The sequence below is a fragment of the Chryseobacterium sp. 27AL genome (assembly GCF_057815395.1).
The window spans coordinates 46,034-67,434 of sequence record NZ_JBYRIW010000005.1 but is presented as its reverse complement, the minus strand read 5'-3'; the positions used below and the strand labels follow the sequence as shown (position 1 = coordinate 67,434).

Below are 21,401 nucleotides of genomic sequence, written 5' to 3'. Positions count from 1 at the left end.
GAATTATTTTATTAAGAAATTGAATTTATCCATATTCTTAAGGGCGATACCCGTTCCACGAACGACAGCTCTTAACGGATCTTCTGCAACGAATACAGGAAGACCTGTTTTTTTATGCAATCTGTCCGCCAAACCTCTCAATAAAGCGCCACCACCGGCAAGATAAATACCGGTTTTATAGATATCAGCGGCCAATTCCGGAGGAGTAAGGGAAAGCGTTTCCATTACAGCATCTTCAATTCTGATGATCGATTTGTCTAAAGCCCTTGCAATCTCTTTATATCCTACCATGATTTCTTTCGGCTTTCCTGTGATAAGGTCTCTACCCTGCACCGGAATATCTTCAATATCAACATCAAGATCCTCAACAGCAGAACCAACTTCAATTTTGATCCTCTCTGCGGTTCTTTCACCAATATAAAGATTGTGATGTGTTCTTAAGTAATAAGCAATATCATTGGTAAATACATCACCTGCAATTTTCACAGATTTGTCACATACGATACCTCCTAAAGCAACAACGGCAATTTCCGTAGTACCACCACCTATGTCGATGATCATATTCCCTTCAGGTTTTTGCACGTCAATTCCTACCCCGATAGCCGCAGCCATTGGTTCATAAATCAGACGAACTTCTTTTGCATTTACTTTCTGTGCCGAGTCTCTTACCGCTCTTTTTTCAACTTCTGTAATTCCGGAAGGAATACAGATCACGATTCTCAAAGCCGGCTGAATGAATTTACCTTTAATTCCGGGAATTTTTTTGATAAACTCTTTAATCATATGTTCAGAAGCATGGAAATCCGCAATTACCCCATCTTTCAATGGACGAATCGTTTTGATATCCTCGTGAGTTTTACCCTGCATATGTTTCGCCTGTTCACCAACAGCAATCGGTCTTCCTGTTGAACGTTCAATAGCAACAATCGAAGGCTGATCTATAACAATTTTATTATTATGGATGATAAGGGTGTTGGCGGTACCCAAGTCTATCGCAATCTCTTGCGTAAACATATCGAATAAACTCATACTTTTACTTCTGATTTTTTAAAGAGTTACAAAGATATAAATTTAAGACGTCTAAAGAAATTTCACAAGCAGATAATTTGGTTAAAATTTTATTAAAATTTATAATCACTTATTAACTTTTACTTTAAGTATTTACAGACTTTGATTTAAACCAGATTTAAGATAACATCGGATTAAAAGAGAATGACGGAAATATGACAATAAGTATTGCAGCCAATTTTTCAAAATTTAGACTTTATTGCAATCCTTCTTATCTTTAACGATCATTATTTCACTATTTAGAATAATCCCAAAATAGTTTTTTACGATAATTATCATATATATTTTCAGAAAGTCATTTATCAAAATTTACGTAAATTTGCCCCGCTTATGTTACAGTATTCAAACATACATCAGACGTCCAATTTTGCGGTACTTTCCATTAGTTATGAAAAGGCTGATGTAGAAACGAGGGGAAAATTTGCATTTTTTGATGAAAACATTAAAAACTTTGTCACCCGGATTCACAATGAAGATTTAGGGGATGCCTTTGTTGTCTCCACCTGTAACAGAACCGAGATCTACACCACCTCTCCGAATTACCTTTTGGTTGCCGAAGAATACTGCAAAACGATCGGCGTAAATCTTATGGATTTCCTTCAGTTTGCCAATATCCTTACAAAAGAGGAAGCGTTAATTCACCTTTTCAGAGTAGCTGCAGGACTGGAAAGCCAGATTATCGGAGATTTTGAGATCATTGGTCAGATTAAAAAAGCATACAGCAGATTCAGAAAAGAAAGACAGAACTCCAATCCTTACCTGGAAAGAGCTATTAATGCAGCTATTCAGATTTCCAAGAGAATTAAAAACGAAACAGGAATTTCTAACGGAGCAGCTTCAGTTTCTTATGCCGCGGTTCATTATATTTTAAATAATCAGAAAAGACTTACCGAAAAGAATATTCTTCTTTTAGGTGTAGGTGAAATAGGACAAAACACGGTTGAAAATCTTGTAAAACACGTATATCAGCCTAAAATTAAAATCGCCAACAGAACTCAGGAAACGGCAGAAAAGATCTCAGAGAAATATCGTATCCCTCATATTGACTATACAGAATTTGATCAGGAACTGAAACAAACAGACATTCTGATTGTCGCTACCGGTGCGAGACATCCTATCGTTAACAAATCTCATTTTCCGAACGGGAAAGAAACTTTGGTAATCGATCTTTCTATTCCAAACAATGTTGATAAAGATGTTACAGAGAATAAAAATGTAACGTTAATTGATGTAGACGAACTTTCTAAGCAGATCCAGGAAACCATTCAGCAGAGAGAGAAAGAAATCCCAAAAGCTGAACAGATCATCAAAGAATTGATGAAAGACTTCCTTGAGTGGGAAAAAAAGAGAAAGCTGGCTCCCAATATTCATCATTTCAAAGCGGTTTTAAAGAATATGGAACGCAATGAAATGCATAATTTTTACAAAAAAAATAAATATATAAACATCACGGATATGGAACTTTCTGACAAAATGATTCAGAAAATCACCAACCGTTTTGCAAAATATATCATCGATAATCCGTTAAAAGCCGAAGAAATTAGTAAATTAATGCACGAAATATTAGTTGAACAACCAAACAACGAATTTAATGAAAAGCATTAGAATCGGAACCAGAAATTCCGCACTGGCACTTTGGCAGGCTCGAGAAGTTGCCCGGCACCTTCAGAACAGCAATTATTTAACGGAAATTGTTCCCATCGTATCATCCGGAGACAAAAATCTCCATCAGCCGCTCTATTCCTTAGGAATCACAGGCGTTTTTACCAGAGATCTGGATATCGCATTATTAAATGACGAGATCGACATCGCTGTACATTCCCTGAAAGACGTGCCAACCAATCTTCCGGAAAACCTTGAGATTGTCGCCTATCTGGAAAGGGATTATCCTCAGGATGTTTTAATCCGAAAAGAATCTGCAAGAGATAAAGAATTCCACGAACTGAAACTTGCCACAAGCAGTTTAAGAAGAAGAGCTTTCTGGCTGAAAAACTTTCCTAATGCCGAGTTTTCAGACATTCGCGGAAATATTCAGACGAGATTGAAGAAATTGGAAGAAGGTGACTTTGACGCCACTATTTTATCTTTAGCCGGAATCAAAAGAATGAAAATGGACATCGATTACGAGATGATTCCTTTCATGATTCCCGCACCATCTCAGGGCGTGATTGCCGTGGCAGGCCATTCTGATAAAAAGGAAATCAATGAAATTCTGGGCATGATCAGTCATAAGCCTACTCAAATCTGTGTAGAAATGGAAAGAAACTTCCTGAATACACTGGAAGGAGGCTGTACCGCACCGATCGGAGCTTTTGCAGAAATTTTTGAAGACCAGATCCGTTTTAAAGCAGCACTTTGCTCGTTAGACGGCAAAAGCTGTATAGCCACTGATGAAAATTTCATCTATAACGAAGAAGAAAACTTCGGAAAGAAGTTTGCTAACGTTGTTTTAGAAAACGGAGGAAAGGAATTAATGGCTGAAATTAAAAATCAGATTTAAACTTCTATAAGCCAGCTTCAAGCTTAAGCTTTAAATATGAAAATCTTATTTACCAAAAATATAGACCGTAATATGATATCCAGAGAATTAGGAGATGATATTGCGGTCGACTGTATTGAGGTAATTAAAACAACTCCAGCGCATGTGAAACCTTTTGATTTAAAGAACAAATCTCTGATTTTCACCAGCGCAAACGGAGTAGATTCATTCTTTAAAAATGGCTTTATGCCTAATGAAGATTTTACCGCAAAAAATTACAACAAGATCTACTGTGTCGGCGAAAAAACAAAAAAAGAACTAAGAAAGCATGGTTTCGGAACTTTCAAAGTGTTGAAAAATGCTGATACTCTTTCTAAATTTATTGCTGCAAAATGCCAGCACGAAAACTTCCTTCATTTCTGTGGAAATCTGGCAATAAGCGTCCTTGACAAAGACCTTCCGCTGCAAAATATTAAATACAAAAAAATTATCATTTATAAAACGGAAGAACTCAGCCCCATGATAAATGAAAAATATCATGCTGCCGTTTTTTTTAGTCCGAGCGGAGTTCGTAGTTTTGCAAAACAGAATTCACTTGAAGGAATGAAACTGATTTCCATTGGAGAAACGACTTCCCGTGAACTCAGAAAACATACTTTAGAAAAAGTTTTAACCTCGGAAGGAAACAATCTTTTATCCATTCTTAAACTGATTCGAAAAGAAATTTTAAACAAAGACTGATATATAATTACATTGGCAACAATGCTGTTTAATAGATTATGATTAAAAACGACCTATATTTAAAAGCGCTTCGCGGAGAAACCGTAGAAAGACCTCCGGTATGGATGATGAGACAGGCCGGAAGATATTTGCCGGAATTCATTGCCTTACGTGACAAATACGATTTCTTCACAAGATGTCAGACTCCCGAGCTGGCTTCTGATATCACTGTGCAGCCTATCAGAAGATTTCCTCTGGATGCGGCCATCCTGTTTTCAGATATTCTTGTTGTTCCGCAGGCGATGGGAATTGATTTCAAAATGAAAGAATCCGTGGGCCCATGGCTGGACAACCCGATCAGAACGATGGAACAGGTTCAGCAAGTTGTGGTTCCGGATGTGAATGATACATTAGGGTACGTTTTTGATGCTATTGAACTTACGTTACAAAAATTAGACAATGAAATTCCACTGATCGGTTTTGCTGGTTCTCCATGGACGATCCTTTGCTACTGCGTGGAAGGAAAAGGTAGTAAAGCTTTTGATATTGCCAAATCTTTCTGTTTCCAACAGCCGGAAGCGGCACATCTTCTTCTGCAGAAGATTACGGATACGACAATTGCTTATTTAAAAAGAAAAGTTGAAAAAGGCGTTTCTGCTGTTCAGGTTTTTGATTCTTGGGGAGGAATGCTTTCTCCTGCAGATTATCAGGAATTCTCATGGAAATATATTAACCAGATTGTTGAAGCATTAAGTCCGCTAACCCATGTTGTGGTTTTCGGGAAAGGATGCTGGTTTGCGCTGGAAGATATGGCACAGTCTCCGGTTTCAGCATTAGGTGTAGACTGGACGATTACTCCGGAATTTGCGCGAACACTGACAAATCATACCATGACTCTTCAGGGAAATTTTGATCCTGCAAGACTACATTCAACGCCTGAAACAATCAAGAAAATGGTGACTGAAATGATCAACCGTTTCGGGAAAGACCGATATATTGCCAATCTGGGTCACGGAATTTTACCGAATATCCCGGTAGAAAATGCAGAAGCATTCATCAGAGCGGTGGTAGATTGGAAACCGATCATTTAAACTTTATAAAATTTCACAAGTTAAAAAATATTATCCCTTTCAATTCCGGAAGGGATTTTAATTTTAAAATATTAATACATTTGATATAAAACTGTTTGAACTTTTTATATAACCAAAAGTCACAAAAGATGAACTCAATTTTATCTCAAGTTGATGACTGTAAATGAAAAAAGGGCACAATAGCCTTCAAAAATCTTCGATTTTTATTCTTTTGAGAGCTTTGATTGTTCTAATCATTGCGTTAAGGTTATCTTTTGTGACTTATGCGGTTAATTGTGCAATTCGTTTAAACAAGTTTATAGAAAAAATATATTTAATGTATAAATTAATAAGCATAAAGTATATAAAATCAAACTTAATGCATAGAAAACCAACCTTAATGTATAGAAAATTAACCTTAATGCATAAAAGACTAATCTTAAAGTATATTAAAGCATACTTAAAGTATAGTAAAATGAGCTTAAGATATACAAAAGCATATCTTAAGTTTATTTTTAATGCAAAAATCATTGATTTTTCCTCTATAAAAACGGTTCTTGTATACAGAATATCTGAAAACAGGGTAAATCAATTCAAAACGACAGCTGAACTGCTTTCAAAATATTAATGGAATATCAAGTAGTATGGTCAGAATTTTCCAAAGAATTATAAAAAATCAAAAGAGAAAAATAAAACACCCTTCAATGCTTGAAAGGGTGTTTTTTACTTTATAATGAAGTTTTAATTTGAATTATCACTTACAGTAACTGTTTCCGCAGGCTTTGAAATCTGATCTGCGAAATACTGTTCCAATTCTCTCAATGTCTCAGGATTGGTTTGGATATCTTTTACGAGTTGTCCTTTATTTACTACAACAATCCGGTTGCATACTTCTGTTGTATGAGAAAGGTCGTGGCTGGAAATCAGGAATGTCACACCGTCCTGTTTTGAAAGTTCTTTAATAAGATTTTTCAGCTTAATCTGTGTTGAAGGATCCAGATTGGCAAAAGGCTCATCCAGGATAATAATCTCCGGATTACCTAAAATAGCTCCTACGATTCCTACTTTTTTCTGATTTCCTTTTGAAAGGTCGCGTACATATTTACCGGAGTTTAAAATCTCTCCATTAAAAAGATCGTAGAACTGTTTTAGAAATTCGTCTACAGAAGCTTTATTCTGTCCTCTCAATTCACCGATGAAGTAGAAATACTCCTCGGGAGTCAGGTAACCAATAAGGAAAGAGTCATCTACAAAAGCGGAAACTTTATTTTTCCATGCTTCAGATTCGTTGACTTTAATTCCGTCGATGCTTACAAATCCTGTTGTTGCCTGAATGAGATCAAGCATCAGACTGAATAATGTTGTTTTTCCTGCTCCGTTATTCCCTACAAGTCCGAAGGTTTCGCCATTAGGAATTTCAAGATGCTCTATATTTAAAACGGTTGCTTTACCGTATGTTTTTGATAAATTCTGTATTGTAATCATATTAGTCTTTGTTTTTGAATGCTTCCAGTGTACTGTATTTTTCTACCTTATAATGTTTAACAATAATATCGAAGATTTTTTCTCTCAATAAAAACCCGAGCAGTCCTAAAATAGCCACACTCGAAACGCCTGCTTCAATTCCGAAAGAAAATTTTACGATCGCAAATACGACCATCGGCAAAAACATTTTAGGAATGAGGAGGAGAAGAGATTTCAGATTGAAACTATTTTTTTGTCCAAACCTTTTTTCTTTAGAGTTAAGATCGATCTGCATTTTGTTGAAAGCCCCGGACCAAAGGGTAAATTGTGAATTGACCCCGATATTATAAATTCCTGCCGCGAAAAACGTAAGGTACATTTCCCAACCGAAATAGGCATAGCAGATTGCCAGGATCATTGAAACTCCGGTCACAATATTCATCAGCCACCATTTTGCTTTTAAATATTCTTTATAAGGGACATTCAGCGTCATCATCAGCGGATAATAAGAACTGTCGAATGCCGGAACCCTTTGTCCAAACAAAAACTGGAATCCTCCTGTCACAAAAAGTCCCATAAACATCATCATGGCGGGTGTTTTATAAATAGGCGAAGTAAACATCAGCATTCCATAGAAAAGAAATAAAAGACTTCCCCAAAGAATTCCTTTCGTGACTTTATTTCTCTTCAGCATTTTGATATCGTTATTGATAAACGTTCCGATCGCACCGTATTTGTTAAGGAAAGCAATATTTTCAGTCTTTCCAACCGTTTTCTTTGCTTCAAGCCCTTCGTCAAGATAAAATACTTTTCGGATGTGATTAAAGCAGATTTTCCATAAAGCAATAAACAGTATTGCGGGAACAACAGCAAAGTAAGGCCTGTTATAAAAATTATAAAACACCTTTTCGGAATATTCCAATGTAGGAATAATGTTGTAATAAGTAAGTACGGCAACCACTACAATTACTGAGCCTACGCCGATAGCAACCGTTTCCTTGTCATTAAAAAGAATATTGATGAAATTATTCAGATAAAACAATAAAGAAACTCCGATAAACCAACCTATAATACCGGCTGCATCATATCCGTTAAATATCGCAATAATGGAAAAAGTAATGAAAAACAGGGAATTCAGCCAGCTGAACGCAGATAAAAACGTCTTTACAAACATATAGTTCACCAGCGTTTTCTTACGAATATTCAGCGTAAGAAAAGGCTTGATATTCTGAGTCGGCATTTCCTGCCAGATGTACTTTATAATGAGATCAATGGCCCAGCCCGCAATTAAAAACCGGGAAACGATCTTAATTGGGTCCTGATGTATTTCTTCCTGAATATAGAAAAAGGCACCAAATGCTCCCCCCACCAGACATGCCATAAAATAGAGAATCCCAATAAGCCTGAGAATCTTCATCGCCAGATTGATTCCTAAAGAACTGCCACGAAAAAAACTCTTGATTTCTAACCTTAGAAATTTTAAAAACATAGTTATCTTTTTTACATTAGTTCATGTAAAGATACAATTGTTACAATTTTTAACCTTAATCAATATGTATTTTTACAATAATCAGAAACTATTCTATTTTTAATCAACCGCCTTCTCCAGAAATTTTAGTTTGAATATAAAATTCTCACAGAATAGTAAACAAGTTGGATATAACTGATTTAAAGCAAAAAAGACCTCCGAAACATCGGAAGTCTTCATTATATTTCTTATTCCTAAAATTATCCGATCAGTTCTTTAGCCTGTGCTAAAGCTGCTTCCGTGATTTTACTTCCTGAAAGTAATTGGGCAATTTCATTCAGCTTTTCCTCCTCGTTAAGGGGAACAATAGTAGATTGAGTCCTTCCGGCAACATCTTGTTTTACGACCTTATAGTTGTTATTTCCTTTCGCGGCTACCTGAGCAAGATGTGAAATAACGATCAGCTGCATATCGGCAGACATTTCACGCATCAGATTCCCGATCTCTTCAGCCACTTTCCCGGAAACTCCTGTATCAATTTCGTCCAAAATAAGGGTCGGCAACTCATCACTTTCAGCGATAATTTTCTTTACCACCAGCATCACCCTGGATCTTTCACCTCCTGAAATAGCAGTCTGGATCGGCTTTAAAGGAAATCCTGAATTGGCCTGAAATAACAACTGAATATTTTCTTTTCCAAATTGGTTAAATTCCGCAGTATTTTGCAGCTCAATATCAACTCTGGCTTTTTCAAGCCCAAGCTTTTTGAGCATTTCTTCCGCTTTTTTAATGAATAGGGGAATACTTTTTTTCCTGTTTTTCGAAAGTTTTTCTGCGAGGTTCTGCAGTATCTTTTCTTTTTTTGTAATATTTTCCGAAATCTCGGCAATCTGGGATTCCAGTTCTGAAGCACCTTGCTGCTCGCCAGCAAGTTTATCTCTGATTTCTTTTAATTCTGTGAGATCACCGGCACCATGCTTAAGAAACAAAGCATTGATCCTATTATTCAATTCGGTGAGCAAAAGAAGATTTTCCGGGTTTACTTCTATGCTTTCGGCTTCGTCTTCAAGCTCGGAAATAATATCTTTTAATTCTACAAAAGAGGTTTCCAGCCTTTCATCAAGTTCGGCAAAACTGCCGGATACTTCTGCTATTTTTGAGAGTTTATTTTTAGCTTCATTGAAGAAAGACAAAATTCCCACTTCTTCCTGATGAAATCTTGACAATACCTGAGCCAGATTATCGGAAATCATTTCTGCATTCTCCTGTATAGAAAGCTGGTTCTGAAGCTCGTCATAATCGACATCATCCAGATGAAGCTCTTCAAGCTCATTGAGGAGAAATGCTTTATAGTCACTTTCCTTATTTGATTCTGAAAGCTGTGTCTGAAGTTTTTTAAGCTGTATTTTCTGACTCTGAAAATCTGAAAATTCATCATGATAGTCTTCCGCCAGCTGTTTGTTTTCCGAAAACCCGTCGATAATTTTAAACTGATATTCAGAAGTGAAAAGATTGGAAGTCTCAAATTGGGAATGAATGTCAATTAACCGGGAAGACAATTCTTTTAAAATATCCAACGTAACCGGAACATCATTAATAAACGCCCTTGATTTTCCGGAAGGTAAAATTTCTCTCCGGATGATTGTCTGATGTTCATAATCAAGATCGTTTTCAATAAAGAATTTTTTAAACTGATTGTTTAAAGAAAACTCGGTTTCAACGATGCTTTTTTCTTCCGTTTTTGAGATCGACTTTACGTCGGCTCTTTCGCCAAGAATCAACCGCAAAGCACCGAGAATAATAGATTTTCCGGCACCGGTTTCCCCGGTGATCACCTGCAGACCATTGTGCAATGATACTTCAAGGGTATCAATAAGGGCAAAATTTTTAATATAAATTCTCGAAAGCATTGATAATAGCGATTATTTAGCTATTGCAAATATAGAACTTTAGATTTCAGGATTCAAGTGAAGATTACTGTTTCCACTTGTTCCATCGTGACTCTGTACTTTTAGGAGAAATAATGGTCATGACGTTTTTCAGATCTCCCAACACAATGCCTCCGTTATTTCCGGAATTGAATATATTGAAAATTTCATCGGCTTTTGTATCCATAAAAAGATTAAAGAAATAAGCCTGCTGAAAGGAGTTTTCGTACTGTTTCAACTGCATTAAAGCATCAAATATCACTTTCTTCGCGGCAGTCTGGTCTTGGTTAAAAAGATTATCCAGCCCTGCTCTGTGATAAGAATAAATGGTTGCACGCAGCTGGCTCCAGTTCGGACTCAAAATTTCCTTGATTAAAATAGAGCGGCTTCTTGGCTCATTGATCTGCTTCCATCCGTCATATGTATTCTGAGATTCTCCGTTTTGTGCGATCTGCTGTGCTTTCTGAAACCATTGCGTTCCCGCCATCGACTGAAAGCTATCGGCATCAATACCAAGAATTACATACACATAAAAACTGATGACATCAATCAAATTCTTTCCTGAAAACTGTCTTTCGTTAAAAATCAGGTTCTCATTTTCCACATAATCAAAAGAAAATCTCTGATCCTGAAGGTTGATAAGCGGAGACTCATACGTAGTATTAAAAACCGGACGCACCGCCTGTACAACGATGCTTCCCCTGAATCGGTTTCCGTCTCTTTCGCTGATAACAATCGCAAAATTTGATTTTATTTTTTCAAAATTCTGAAGTCTTTTTCCCGTCCAGCTTGTGTTATTGATAAAGTCTCTTAAACTTTTCTCCAATGCCTTGTATGCAGACTGATTACTTCCGCCCAACTGCTGTGAATTTACCTGAACGGTAGCCAGCAGCTCCTGGGAAAAACTAAGATTAAACAAAAACAGCAGTAAAAATATGCTTATTATTTTTTTCATTTTCTAGTAAAGATTGAGAACGGAAATTTATTAAAATTATTTTAAAAGTTGAGTCTCAACGAAATCCAAAATATCTTTTGCGACCTCATCTTTTGATTTAAGCTCAAATTCTTTCTTTTCCGTTGGGGTAAATATTTTTATTTTATTGGTTTCGTTTTTGAATCCTGCCCCTTCGTCGCAAAGAGAATTCAGAACGATCATATCCAGATTTTTCTTTTCAAGTTTTGCTTTTGCATTTTCTTCTTCATTCTGGGTTTCCAATGCGAAACCAACCAAAAACTGATGTGTTTTCTTCTCGCCCATCGTTTTAAGAATATCAGGATTTTTCACCAATTCAATTGTTAAATGATCATCATTCTTTTTAATTTTTTCTTTAGCCACTTCTTTCGGAGCATAATCTGCGACAGCAGCACTGGCAATTCCGATATCAGCTTTATCATAGAACTCAAAAACCTTTTCCAGCATTTCTTTTGCCGAAGTTACTTTATAAAGTTCAATATTTTTACTATTTGTTTTTTCAGAACTCGGCCCTGAAATTAAAATAACTTTCGCTCCTCTTTTTGAAGCTTCTTCCGCCAGAGAAAATCCCATTTTCCCGGAAGAATGATTTCCGATAAACCGTACAGGGTCAATGGCTTCATATGTTGGTCCGGCTGTAATTAAAACCGTTTTTCCTTCAAGTGTTTTTTTAGTATCTGAATCAAAAAAATCTTCAACAGCTTTAGCTATTGTTTCAGGCTCAGACATTCTTCCTTGCCCGATCAGTCCGCTTGCCAGTTCTCCGTTTTCTGCAGGAATAATGACATGTCCAAAACTTTCCGCCATCTCAATATTTCTTTTGGTGGATGGATGCGCATACATATCCAGATCCATCGCAGGAGCGATAAAAACAGGGCATTTCGCAGACATATAGGTTGCAATCACCAGGTTATCACACATTCCGTGAACCATTTTGGATAATGTATTTGCCGTGCACGGCGCAAAAAGCATTATGTCTGCCCATAAAGCCAGTTCTACGTGACTGTTCCAGGTTCCGTTGTCTCCATAAAAATCTGTGTATACCGGTTTTTTAGACAATGTAGAAATACTAAGTTTAGTCACAAACTGTTCTGCATCAGGAGTCATAATTACCTGTACTTCAGCTCCCTTTTTAATAAAATCTCTGATGAGAAAGTGGATTTTGTAGGCTGCAATTCCTCCGGAAACCGCAATGAGAATTTTTTTGCCGGAAAGACTCATTCAATTTTAATTTTAAGAATACTAAATTACTTATTTTTTCTCACAAACCTGTTCAAACAACAAAGGTCATAAAGAAAAGATTTCCTTTATGACCTTTATATATAAAAAACACATTGATTTTTATTTTCTCTCTTCAGTTTTTCTGAAGTAAACATCTCCGTTCAGCCATTCTTCAATTGCGATAGAAGTTGGCTTCGGAAGTTTTTCATAATGCTTTGAGATTTCGATCTGCTCTCTGTTTTCGAAAACTTCTTCTAATGTGGAATTGTGAACTGCAAACTCATCAAGCTTATTGTGAAGTTCCGTACGGATTTCAGCATTGATCTGCTCTGCTCTTTTTCCCATGATAACAATCGCTTCGTAGATTGAGCCTACTTTGTCTTCAATCTTATCCTTATCGTAAGTAATGGTATTTACTTCTGCTTTTGTATCTTTTACACTCATTTTGAGAATATTATTTTTATTTAAGTTCGCAAATTTACGAATTATCTTTGAATTTTGAAAGTGGCCGCCGGCGGAGGTGTATTAATCGCTGCACTATCTCTACGGATCTGGGTTGCTTTTTTCTCTGCATCTACCTGATCTTTCATTTGCTGCTCTGTTTTTGCCTTTTCCGCATTCTGGGCTTCCAGCTTCTTCTGTCTTTCTGTAAGAGCGGCAATTTTTGCTTCGGTCTGCTTTTTAACAACTACAAAATCTTTCTTTTCCTTTTCCAGCTTTTGTCTGATATCTACTGCTGTTTTGGCAAGATCGGTATTCGGCATTTCTTTTTCAACCTGCCTTGTAAAGGCTAATGCGCTTTCAATACGTTCATCTTTAAGATCATAAACCGATTTATTAGCAAGCTCATAGCGTGATTTTAAGATATAATCATAAATCTGAGGACGAAGTTTCGTACTTGGAAAATCTTCCAAAACGTTTTCAAAAGCTACGTTTGCAGCCTTGTATTCACCCATTTTGTAATACTGTTTTGCGTTTTCATAAGCTTTGAATTCCAGCTTATAAGATAGCTCATCAATCAGGGTGTTGATATTTTTGGCTCTTTCAGAATTCGGGTAATTATTTAAAAACTCCTGAAGCTGTGCGATCGCCGACTGTGTTGTAGACTGATCCAGGTTATAATCCATAGATCCTTCATAGTAACATAAGGCCGCCATATAAGCTGCTTCTTCTGCTCTCGGATCTTTAGGAAAATTCACCGAAAAATTTTTGAATTGATTCCCTGCCAGCCTGAAGTTTTTATCATAATAGTTCGCATACGCTGTATTAAAGGCAACATTGGGAAAATCATCCGTTCCGGCTACCAAATTGGTAAGTCTGTCATAAAGCGCCAACGCATTTTTCCATTTCTTTTTGGCAAAATTTTCATTAGCGGTTTTTAAGATGAGGTTTTTATCCGCACTTTTCATTGCTTTTTCCTGCTTGCTCACGCATGATGCGACTACAGCTACAGCAAAAAGACCTAAAATATATTTTTTCATATAAAAAATTCAACAGTTTTCGGATTATACAGCCGATATACTAATTTGCAAAAATATAACTTTTTTGTCAATAGATTTTTTTTTATGATTATTTAACGTAATTTTAGTCTGCTGCGTATCCCAAAATTGCAAAAACACTCATTAATAGATTCATTCTTACTTTCTTTTCGGCTTCTTTAGAATAGGTTTCCTCGCTTTTGTTAGGAACATACAACTCGTAAAAATTTCTGTTTCGAATAACAAATAAAGTAGAACCAATAATAGTTGTTAAAATATCTTCCGGTTTGGGAGTAAAAGTAAAAACTCCAGAAGTGACACCTTTTTTGATAACTTCGTCCAGCTTTTTAACGAATAACTGGTAGAAATCCATTAATTCGTCTTTAAGATTTTCGGTATGACGAAGTTCCTGCGTAACAAAACCGTGAAAATAATTATATTTAAATAACTGAGCTACAATATATTTAATAATTTCTTTCATCTGCATTTCCGGCTTTCCTTCCTTAATGGTATCTGCAAATTCTGAAAAATTTTCCCTTGTCTTCAATACCCGGTACTGGTAAAGATAAGACATCATTTTTTCTTTGGAACCAAAGTAATAGGAGATCATCGCAACGTTGATATTAGCTTTAGAACAAATATCTCTCACCGATGTACCCTCATAACCTTTCTTGGCAATCAGCTCTTCTGCAATGTCTAAAATGTGTATCTGTTTTTCAGTAAATTTTTTCTTCATGTAGTGCACTTTTAGTAAAGTTAAGAAATTTTTAACAGATTTATAAACGTTCGTTTAAGAATTTTACATTAAATCTAAATTAATAGTATTTTTGAATATGGATTTTTTTGATTTTCATCATCATAAGAAAAATGTTTCCTTTGGAATCTATAATCTCGACTGGCAGGGCATTCCGGCAGAAGCTCCTTATTCCATAGGAATTCACCCAAAAGACATTGACTCCTCTGCGATCGAAAAACAATTTCAATGGCTGGAATCTAACATTACTGAGAAATGCGTGGCAATCGGAGAATGCGGTCTGGATTCATTTGTAGATGTTCAACAGGAAATTCAGGAGGAAGTATTTTTAAGACAGATAAAATTCGCCAATGAAGTTAAAAAGCCCATCATTATTCATTGCGTAAGAAAATTTTATGAAGTAATTTCTTTCAAAAAACATGCAGAACAGCCGATGATCATTCATGGATTTAATAAAAAAGAAAGCATTGCAAGAGATCTGCTTAAAAATAATTTTTACCTGAGTTTTGGAAAAGCGGTTTTGTATAATTTATCTTTGCAAAATACTTTGAAAATTACTCCTTTAGATAAGATCTTTTTAGAGACCGACAATGATGATTTCGATATCAGAGAACTGTATTTAAAAGTTTCGGAACTGAAAGGAATTTCTTTAGAAAGTTTAAACATACAGATTTTAGAAAATTTAGAGACAATAAAAAATGGATAAATACTGGTTGGAAAGAACGGAGCTTCTGATCAAGGAAGAAGGCCTCGGGAAGCTTGGTAAAGCAAATGTTCTTGTAGTAGGTTTAGGAGGTGTAGGATCTTTTGCTGCAGAATTCCTTGCAAGAGCCGGAGTCGGGAATATGACAATCGTAGACGGCGATACGGTGGATATTACCAACATCAACAGACAATTACCCGCTTTACATTCAACCGTAGGAAAGCATAAGGTGGAAGTGGTAGCGGAAAGACTTTTGGATATTAATCCTGAATTAAATTTAACCAAAATCAATGAGTTTCTGAATCCTGAAAGAATGGACCAGATCCTTGATGAAGGGAAATTTGACTATATTCTTGACTGTATTGACAGTGTAACTCCAAAACTGACCTTATTAATTGCCGCCCGAAGAAGAAAAATAAAAGTGGTAAGCTCTATGGGAGCGGGAGGGAAAACAGATCCCAGCATGGTGATGGTAAGAGATGTCAGCAAAACCCACAATTGCTTCCTGGCGAAACAGGTCCGAAAAAGACTTAAAAAAGAAAAGATTAATAAAGGAATCCGATGCGTTTTTTCTAATGAAATACAGAAGGAGGAAAGCCTTAAAATGACTGACGGAAGTAATTTTAAAAAATCATTTTACGGAACAATCAGCTTTATTCCTGCTATTTTCGGGTTGTATGCGGCGGCGGAAGTTATTAATTATTTAGTGAAAAAAGATTAAAATTCTCTTATATTTACGTCGTAAATGACAAACTTCAAATATCCCAAAGCCGAAAAACTCAAGAAAAATACTGAAATTTCTTTACTTTTTGAAAAAGGTAAATGGAGAACAAATGGGAATCTGAGAATCATTATCCTTAAAGACAAACCCGCAACCCCTGTTGAAAGCACAAAATTTGCAGTTTCGGTTTCAAAGAAATATTTCAAAAAAGCCATCCATAGAAACCGCATAAAAAGGCTTTTGCGGGAATGCTACCGTTTGAATAAAAACTTCTTTAGGGAAGCTTTCGGAGATAAAACAATGGCGATGCTTTTTTGGGCATCTTCTGAAATGCCGGAAAAGTTTCAGGATGTTGAAGAGCAGTTTATCAAACTATGCCAAGGCCAGAAAAAGTCATAATCAGTATTCTTAAGGAGTACACATTATAAAAAATAAAAACAGGCGGAAAAATTTCCGCCCGTTTTTATTTTATTTTCTTAGTATAATTTCCCAGAACAATTCCTAAAGGTCCTATTACCGGAAATACCAGCAATATCAGATAAGGCAACAATCCTGATTTGTTTTTGAATAAGATCGCTATTGCGGAAAAATATAATACTACTATTGCCATCAACAGGAATATAATCTGGAAAGGGGTAATTGACAGTACATTCATGGTGATTATCCTTTGGTCCTGAAATCCTTTATTTCCTGAATTCTTCCTTCATAATATTCTTTCTTCTCAGGCGTTTTTTTAATTAAAATTTCGAATGCTTTGATCGCTTTGGTGTAAAGTTTTTGCTCAAAGTATAAATTGGCCAGTGTTTCCGTCATCAAATGTGAAATATCATCACCTTTTTCCTTTACCACAAAATTGCTTTCCTCTTTCAGCTGACTGATTTTCGGGTTGGTTTCAATAAAAGTTTCGATCACCTTATTTTTGATTTCGGCTTTCTCTTTTTGAACTCCTTCTGATCGGTCGATCTTCAGCCAACTCTGCCAAGTGTTGATAAACCCGGGAATATTGCTATCAAGCGTAGTTGATTTCTGCTCTTCAACAACATTCTCTGATTCAGAATCCGTTTTTTCTTCTTGGTGATGAATTTCCTGCTGTTTCTCGGGCTGAGCGATTGTCCACCCGGAACCAAAGAATGAAACATTCATTACCGGCGCTTCTTCCTTGTTCTCGTCCTGTGCTTCCTGCTGTTTTTCTTCAGTATGATTATTTTCGGACGGTTCTATAATTTCAGTAGCTTGTTTCGCCGGTTCAGAAATTTGTTCCGGTTCGGATACAGCTTCTTCTTTTGGTTCATCTTTAATTTCCTCTGCGATCGTTTCCTTTAATGGAATATCTGCCTCAGGACTTTTAATTTCTTCTGATTTATTCAGTAAAGAGTCAGGAAGGTTGGATTCAAATGACATGGGCTTCCATGCAGAATGTACTTCAGCTTTTTCTTCGATATTCTCCTTATTTTCTGCCGGCTCTTCTTTTAATTCTTCAGAAGTTTCAGCCTGTACATCAGTTTCGGCATTGACTTCTCCAGCTTCTTCTTCAACTTCTGGCTGAGGTTTAACTTCAAAACTTTGAGTTTCCGCAAAGCTGATATCATGTCCTGTGTTTTCCGGTTCCTCCCGCTTTTCAGTTTTTTCAGAAGCCGCTTTTTCTTTCATCTTTCTTTCGACCTCTTCGATCAGTCTGCGCATTTCGTCCTCATGCTTGCTGACATTAGGTTGAGAAATTTCAGCTATTCTTTCTTCAGCTTTATTTGCCTCAATTTTAACTTCAGGAAGAAATGATTCCATACCGTGGAAGCTTAATTCTGCTTCATTATTAACTGATTCCTCTTCTTTTGATGAAATTTCATCTTCATGAATGATTTTTTCATGCGTAAAATCCGCAGTTTCTTCAGCTTTCTCTAAAGAGGAATTTTCATCTTCCTGGACTTTTTCCTGCTCTTCATCTGATGATATCAGAACATCAGGAAGGAAAGTTTCTGTTTCGTGAAAGCTTAATTCTGACGAATCTGACACCTCTTCTTTTTCCGCTTCCTGAGTGATTTTTTCTTCTTCGATAATTGTTTCAGAAATGAAATTTTCGGCGTTTTCGGCTTCTTTTTGCTCCGGAACTTCTTTATCGTAGATTTGAGACTGTTCTTTTTTCTCTGCTTTGTATGTGATGATAGAACCAGATTCTAATGTTGATTCGAGGTCAATGGTTTCCACATCGTCATTTTCAAGAAAATCTTCTTCGCCTTCAAATAAAATTCTGTTCCGCTCTCCATTTACAAAAACCTCTTTCGCTTCAAGTTTCGGAACAGGAGCTACACCAAAGCTTTCCTGATCGCTGATAAGCTGCGTTTGCTTTTCAACAATTTCAGGCTCTGCATCAACAATTGGAACATCAACCGGAGTTTCTTCTCTTTTTAGCGGGAATGCCGAAGCTTTAGACCTCAGTAAAAGCTGAAGCGGATTTTCGGCCGGTATTATTTTTTCCTTTACAGCCTCAGAAGGACTTTCAACTTGCGTTTTTTGCTGAATTTTTCCATTGATAAGCTGATACAGAATCTTTTTATCTGTGGTATAAGCCGCGGTAGTGGAAAGCACTTTCTGATAATTATCTTTATCATACAAATGCACCCCGTACAAATATAATGCTCTGATATTTTGAATATAGGGAAAAGAATTAATTTCCTCTTCCAGAAGATGGAGATCCTCTGACTGAATGCTTTTTGGGGTCTTTAATAATTCTAAAACTCTATGATTCATCTTACCAATTCGCTACAATATCGTTAAATATCTTATTAATAATCCTGTCTGTCGCAATTTTTACCTGAGAGCTCTCGATATCAGACTGTGACAAATTACTGTTGAAAACCGCTTCATCAGAGTAGGTTCTGTCGAAACTTAATTCAGGATGAAGCTTATTCTCATAATGCACTTTCACCGTGATGGTAAGTTTATTCTGAGATTCCTGCACCGTTCCCCCTGTAGCAGGCACTGTAGTAGAACTGATCGTCGTAGGTGTAATGGAATAATCCGTAATTTCACCTTCTACCAGAATATCTGGATTTTCTTTAGTTCCTTTTAAAGTTGTTCTCTGGAGAAACCGGTTCTGAATATCCGTAGAAAACTGCTGCGACAAGGTAGGGTTTACCAAAGGAGCATTATTCGGGAATTCATTGATCTGGATCGTTTTTTCATCCTTGAGAGATGAGCCCGAGAAACTGTAGCAGGAATTGAGAATTCCCAGACACAGAAGTAAAAGCCACAATTTTGGCTGTTTAATTTTATTTTTTTTAATTTTAAAAATCATCTTTAATTCCAATTTCCTGAATTTCGTCATAAGTAACCTGCTTTAAACCGTCTTCTAAAGCGAAATATTGTGCCGTATATACAAAAGGCATGGTAAAAATCAATCCGATCACACATGCAAGAACCCCAAGATAACCCAGAATACCGATGACCAGAGCAAATAAAAACATGGATAAAAGATTACCTTTACCCATTGTGACAGATATATTCCATGCTGTTTTCACATCTGTAATTCCTCCCAACGATATTAAAGCAACCATATAAAAAGCTTTAAGTGCAACTATAATGACTACAATATATAAGAAAATCATATAGAGTACATACAATATTCCCATCACTGGTGAAGGGTCGCCATTGCCGGACATAATCGGAATGAATATAAACATCGGGATGTATAATATTACAAATCCTGCCAGAAAAATCAACTGCATGATAAAATACGGCAAAAAATTATCAAAATTGAAAATATCACCCGCGCTTACCTGCTTTCCGGCCCTCATATCCCTGCAATATCTGTAGAAATTGCCTATAGCCAACAAACCGCAGAAAGGAATGATAGACATTATTATACACAGTAAAAAAGCCACTAAAATATCTCCGAAATTTCCCTTCAGAAATTCATAGCCATTACTTATGTAATCTCCCATTTTAAAATTGACCGGTTTTGGATTGATTTTCATCATGATTAATTAATTTTATTCTTCTAAATTATATTGTTTTATTTTTCTGTATAATGTTCTTTGTGAAATTCCCAGTTCATCGGCCGCTTTATTCCTTCTTCCTTTATGCTTCTCCAAAGCTTTGATAATCAAATCCTTTTCATTATTCTGCAAAGATAAAGATTCCGGTCTGTGCTCTTCAATTTCAATATCCTCGATATCTTCATAGCTATTTTCAGGCTCTGAAATAATTGTCGGATTCTGAATCGCAGAATTATTATTGTTGCTGTTATTTTCAAAATACAGCAATGAATTTGGCGCTACATTCTGTTGACTTTCAGGAGTATAAATTCTGTTAATCAAATTTTTCTCATGGCTGCTCAGATCCGAAGTTCCGCGGTTTTTTATCAATTCCGAAGTTAAGGATTTTAAATCATTAATATCGCTTCTCATGTCAAATAGAATTTTGTACATGATTTCTCTTTCACTTCCGAAATCACTTTGTTTTTGGGAATTAGGTGTATTGACAACCATCGGAAGATGAGACTCCATTGGGATGTATTCTGCCAGTTTTTCAACGGTGACATGTCTGTTTCTTTCTACAACGGTCATTTGCTCCACAAGATTTCTCAGCTGACGCACATTTCCTGGAAAACTATAATTTTCGATATAATGTACCGCACCCGGCTCAAGCTTGAGTTCCGGCATTCTGTATTTTTCGGCAAAATCGATAGCAAACTTCCTGAATAACAAATGAATATCACCTTTCCTTTCTCTCAAGGGAGGCATGTCAATCTGTACGGTATTTAAACGATAGTAAAGATCTTCCCGGAATCTACCGTCCTGAATAGCCTTCATCATATTCACATTGGTAGCCGCAACAATTCTTACATTTGTTTTCTGAACCTGCGAAGAACCAACTTTCATAAATTCGCCGCTTTCCAGCACTCTTAATAGGCGAACCTGCGTTTGTAAAGGTAATTCACCGACCTCATCAAGGAAAATTGTTCCACCGTCAGCGACTTCAAAATATCCTTTTCTGGTAGCGGTAGCACCGGTAAAGGCTCCTTTTTCGTGCCCGAATAATTCGGAATCAATAGTCCCTTCCGGGATAGCTCCGCAGTTGACGACGATGTAAGGCTGATGTTTTCTTTTAGACTCTGAATGGATAATTTTAGGAATAAACTCTTTCCCTACACCACTTTCCCCAATGACAAGAACAGAAATATCTGTCGGTGCAACCTGAATAGCTTTTTCCAATGCACGGTTTAACGCCGGAAAGTTTCCGATAATACCGAAACGGTTTTTTATATTTTGTAACTCGTTACTCATAAATTAGATTATTTTTTGATCTACAGTTTTATGTTTTTACTGTAAATGATTAATGTTTAAATGATTTGAATT

Annotated in this window: 22 protein-coding genes; 8 read left to right on the top strand and 14 right to left on the bottom strand. The window is 36.3% G+C overall.

Going from position 1 to position 21,401, the window contains the following annotated elements:
- Positions 1-3 precede the first annotated feature (3 nt).
- Entirely contained in the window at positions 4-1,029 is a 1,026-nt protein-coding gene (locus tag AC3WV0_RS10355; RefSeq protein ID WP_027381028.1) for a rod shape-determining protein, read from the bottom strand.
- A gap of 369 nt (positions 1,030-1,398) precedes the next feature.
- Here AC3WV0_RS10355 and hemA point away from each other — a divergent pair, with 369 nt between their 5' ends.
- From hemA to AC3WV0_RS10330, 5 genes are all read left to right on the top strand, one after another.
- Positions 1,399-2,673 carry a glutamyl-tRNA reductase gene (hemA, locus tag AC3WV0_RS10350; protein WP_090000065.1) on the top strand — a complete coding sequence of 425 codons (1,275 nt, stop codon included), beginning with the start codon at positions 1,399-1,401 and terminating at the stop codon, positions 2,671-2,673.
- Entirely contained in the window at positions 2,660-3,568 is a 909-nt protein-coding gene (gene hemC, locus AC3WV0_RS10345) for a hydroxymethylbilane synthase (RefSeq protein ID WP_488846006.1), read from the top strand. The genes hemA and hemC overlap by 14 nt, the downstream gene beginning before the upstream one ends.
- Before the next feature lie 36 nt (positions 3,569-3,604).
- Entirely contained in the window at positions 3,605-4,288 is a 684-nt protein-coding gene (locus AC3WV0_RS10340; RefSeq protein ID WP_488846005.1) for a uroporphyrinogen-III synthase, read from the top strand.
- Positions 4,289-4,326: 38 nt separating this feature from the next.
- A complete protein-coding gene (hemE, locus tag AC3WV0_RS10335; protein ID WP_488846004.1) occupies positions 4,327-5,358 on the top strand; it encodes a uroporphyrinogen decarboxylase in 1,032 nt (343 codons plus the stop codon).
- 400 nt (positions 5,359-5,758) lie between these two features.
- Positions 5,759-5,965: a hypothetical protein gene (locus AC3WV0_RS10330; protein WP_488846003.1), complete on the top strand. Its 207-nt coding sequence runs from the start codon at positions 5,759-5,761 to the stop codon at positions 5,963-5,965.
- Positions 5,966-6,078: 113 nt separating this feature from the next.
- Here AC3WV0_RS10330 and AC3WV0_RS10325 read toward each other — a convergent pair whose 3' ends face one another.
- From AC3WV0_RS10325 to AC3WV0_RS10290, 8 genes are all read right to left on the bottom strand, one after another.
- On the bottom strand, positions 6,079-6,822 hold the full coding sequence (locus tag AC3WV0_RS10325) for an ABC transporter ATP-binding protein (RefSeq protein ID WP_090000070.1): 744 nt from the start codon (positions 6,820-6,822) through the stop codon (positions 6,079-6,081).
- 1 nt (position 6,823) lies between these two features.
- Positions 6,824-8,290 (bottom strand): DUF5687 family protein, encoded by a 1,467-nt coding sequence (locus AC3WV0_RS10320; RefSeq protein ID WP_488846002.1) that lies wholly within the window; start codon positions 8,288-8,290, stop codon positions 6,824-6,826.
- A gap of 239 nt (positions 8,291-8,529) precedes the next feature.
- Positions 8,530-10,179 (bottom strand): DNA repair protein RecN, encoded by a 1,650-nt coding sequence (locus AC3WV0_RS10315; RefSeq protein WP_488846001.1) that lies wholly within the window; start codon positions 10,177-10,179, stop codon positions 8,530-8,532.
- A gap of 64 nt (positions 10,180-10,243) precedes the next feature.
- The gene (gene porD, locus AC3WV0_RS10310) at positions 10,244-11,152 is read right to left on the bottom strand and encodes a type IX secretion system protein PorD (RefSeq protein WP_488846000.1); all 909 of its coding nucleotides are present in this window, start codon (positions 11,150-11,152) and stop codon (positions 10,244-10,246) included.
- A gap of 36 nt (positions 11,153-11,188) precedes the next feature.
- Positions 11,189-12,391: a bifunctional phosphopantothenoylcysteine decarboxylase/phosphopantothenate--cysteine ligase CoaBC gene (coaBC, locus tag AC3WV0_RS10305; protein ID WP_488845999.1), complete on the bottom strand. Its 1,203-nt coding sequence runs from the start codon at positions 12,389-12,391 to the stop codon at positions 11,189-11,191.
- 120 nt (positions 12,392-12,511) lie between these two features.
- Positions 12,512-12,835 (bottom strand): DNA-directed RNA polymerase subunit omega, encoded by a 324-nt coding sequence (locus tag AC3WV0_RS10300; RefSeq protein WP_029298198.1) that lies wholly within the window; start codon positions 12,833-12,835, stop codon positions 12,512-12,514.
- Positions 12,836-12,876: 41 nt separating this feature from the next.
- Positions 12,877-13,872: an outer membrane protein assembly factor BamD gene (locus AC3WV0_RS10295; RefSeq protein ID WP_488845998.1), complete on the bottom strand. Its 996-nt coding sequence runs from the start codon at positions 13,870-13,872 to the stop codon at positions 12,877-12,879.
- Between the two features lie 103 nt (positions 13,873-13,975).
- Positions 13,976-14,605 (bottom strand): TetR/AcrR family transcriptional regulator, encoded by a 630-nt coding sequence (locus AC3WV0_RS10290; RefSeq protein WP_248389542.1) that lies wholly within the window; start codon positions 14,603-14,605, stop codon positions 13,976-13,978.
- A 97-nt stretch (positions 14,606-14,702) separates the two neighbouring features.
- On the opposite strand from AC3WV0_RS10290, the gene AC3WV0_RS10285 reads away from it, so the two are divergent.
- Genes AC3WV0_RS10285 through rnpA form a run of 3 tightly spaced genes read left to right on the top strand, consistent with a single transcriptional unit; the run spans position 14,703 to position 16,446 of the window.
- Positions 14,703-15,329 (top strand): TatD family hydrolase, encoded by a 627-nt coding sequence (locus AC3WV0_RS10285; RefSeq protein ID WP_488845997.1) that lies wholly within the window; start codon positions 14,703-14,705, stop codon positions 15,327-15,329.
- Positions 15,322-16,047: a tRNA threonylcarbamoyladenosine dehydratase gene (locus AC3WV0_RS10280; RefSeq protein ID WP_488845996.1), complete on the top strand. Its 726-nt coding sequence runs from the start codon at positions 15,322-15,324 to the stop codon at positions 16,045-16,047. Before AC3WV0_RS10285 ends, AC3WV0_RS10280 begins: the two co-directional genes overlap by 8 nt.
- A 24-nt stretch (positions 16,048-16,071) precedes the next feature.
- Positions 16,072-16,446 (top strand): ribonuclease P protein component, encoded by a 375-nt coding sequence (gene rnpA, locus AC3WV0_RS10275; RefSeq protein WP_488845995.1) that lies wholly within the window; start codon positions 16,072-16,074, stop codon positions 16,444-16,446.
- Between the two features lie 64 nt (positions 16,447-16,510).
- Here rnpA and AC3WV0_RS10270 read toward each other — a convergent pair whose 3' ends face one another.
- The 5 genes from AC3WV0_RS10270 to AC3WV0_RS10250 are packed head-to-tail and all read right to left on the bottom strand — an operon-like array spanning position 16,511 to position 21,329.
- A complete protein-coding gene (locus AC3WV0_RS10270) occupies positions 16,511-16,702 on the bottom strand; it encodes a hypothetical protein (protein ID WP_488845994.1) in 192 nt (63 codons plus the stop codon).
- A 5-nt stretch (positions 16,703-16,707) separates the two neighbouring features.
- A complete protein-coding gene (locus AC3WV0_RS10265; protein WP_488845993.1) occupies positions 16,708-18,792 on the bottom strand; it encodes a DUF8458 domain-containing protein in 2,085 nt (694 codons plus the stop codon).
- 1 nt (position 18,793) lies between these two features.
- The gene (locus tag AC3WV0_RS10260; protein WP_488845992.1) at positions 18,794-19,339 is read right to left on the bottom strand and encodes an LptE family protein; all 546 of its coding nucleotides are present in this window, start codon (positions 19,337-19,339) and stop codon (positions 18,794-18,796) included.
- Positions 19,329-20,021, bottom strand: coding sequence for a DUF2189 domain-containing protein (locus tag AC3WV0_RS10255; RefSeq protein WP_488845991.1), 693 nt, complete (start codon positions 20,019-20,021; stop codon positions 19,329-19,331). Before AC3WV0_RS10255 ends, AC3WV0_RS10260 begins: the two co-directional genes overlap by 11 nt.
- A gap of 12 nt (positions 20,022-20,033) precedes the next feature.
- Positions 20,034-21,329, bottom strand: a complete 1,296-nt coding sequence (locus AC3WV0_RS10250; RefSeq protein WP_488845990.1) for a sigma-54 interaction domain-containing protein — start codon at positions 21,327-21,329, stop codon at positions 20,034-20,036.
- Between the last annotated feature and the right edge of the window lie 72 nt (positions 21,330-21,401).